Raw genomic sequence first — 1,548 nt, forward strand, 5'->3', positions numbered from 1 at the left:
CCCCCACCCGCCCCCACGGCAGGCCGAGGGCCGGCACGCCCGCGTGCGAGGCCAGCGTCGACAGCTGCAGGGTGCCGGCGCGGGCGGCCTCGAACTCCTGCGGCGAGGCGTCGGCGCGCGGGGCCGGGGTGGCGGTGCTCGGCAGGCACAGCCAGCCGTGCCGCAGCAGCGCGACCAGGCGCTCGCGGGTGGCGGCGCTGACGGCGCGGGCCGTCGCCAGCGCGGCCGCGTCGACGGCGGCCCCGGCGCGGAAGCGGGCCTCCACCGGGGCGGACAGCGCCCCGGGCTCGGCCTCGACGAAGCCGCCGTGCGCGGCCCACGCCTCCGCGGCCTGCACCGTGCGGAAGGCGGCCGTCCAGGCGGCGACCTCCTCGGCGGTGAAGTCCTCGGCGACCTCGCCGAGGTCCACCAGGGGCAGACCGGTCTGCACGGCGAGCGCGGTGGTCGCGGCCTCGACGGCGAGGGCGGTCGCGGGGTGGGCCAGGGCGAGCAGGGTGCGGCTGCGCAGCAGCGCGGCGGGCTGCCCGGCGGGCGCTCCGGCCCCGGCGGGCGTCCCGGGCGCCAGCAGGACGTCGGCGGCGGCGGCCAGCAGGGCGGGGTCGCGGGCGAGCAGGCCGACGGTGTCGAAGGAGGGCGCCAGCGGCAGGACCCCGGTGGTGTCGACGGCGCCGTGGGTGGGGCGCCAGGCGTGCAGGGCGCTGAAGGAGCCGGGCACCCGCAGCGAGCCGGCGGTGTCGGTGCCCAGGGCGAGGTCGGCGGCGCCGGCGGCGAGGGCGGCGGCCGGCCCGGAGGTGGAGCCGCCGGGCACCCGGCCGGGGGCGGCGGTGTTGCGCGGGGTGCCGTAGTGGGCGTTGGCGCCCATGAGGGAGAACGCCAGCTCGTCGGTCTGGGCGATGCCGGCGACCTCCGCGCCCGCGTCGAGCAGGGCCTGCAGCGCGGGCGCGCAGGCGTCCTCCACGGGCGCGCGCTCCAGCCAGCGCGGCACGCCCGCGCCGGTGCGCTGGCCCGCGACCGCGACGTTGTCCTTGACCGCGATCCGCACCCCGGCCAGCGGACCGGCGCCGCTGCCGGTGAGCAGCGCCTCGCCGTCCCCGCCGACGCGCCAGGTGGCCGAACCGGTGGTGACGTCCTCGTGGGCGAAGCCGACGGGGACGGGCGAGGGGGCGCCGGACACGTGCGCGGCGCTGACCCGCCAGCCGCCGGGACCGCGGTCCCACACCTGGGTCTGCAGGCCGCGGCCGCCGTCGAGGCGCTCGGTCTCGCTGACGGTGACGGCGGCGTCGGGCCCCAGGGGGCGCAGGTGCACGCGGCGCAGCCAGCGGACGGGGGCGCCACCGCGGCGCGCCCGGAAGGCGGAGATCTCGTCGTGGCCCACGACCGCCGTGCCGCCCTCGGCGCGCAGCGTGGCGTCCCCGGGCGCGAACAGCTCGTCCAGCGCCGGGAGGTCGTCCTCGCGCAGGGCCCGCTCGTAGCGCGTGCAGGCCCGCAGCAGCCCGGCCTCGTCGAAGGCGGCCACCTCGGCGGAGGACCCGGCGGCGGGTCCGGCGG

General features: G+C 81.1%; 1 protein-coding gene. It reads right to left on the reverse strand.

The genetic code is table 11. The features are described from left to right. Positions 1–1,548, reverse strand: a 1,548-nt coding sequence (locus GTQ99_RS23105; RefSeq protein ID WP_166617997.1) for an AtzH-like domain-containing protein, incomplete at both ends; no start/stop codon positions are given.

The sequence above is a fragment of the Kineococcus vitellinus genome, from assembly GCF_009906315.1.
GTDB lineage: Bacteria > Actinomycetota > Actinomycetes > Actinomycetales > Kineococcaceae > Kineococcus > Kineococcus vitellinus.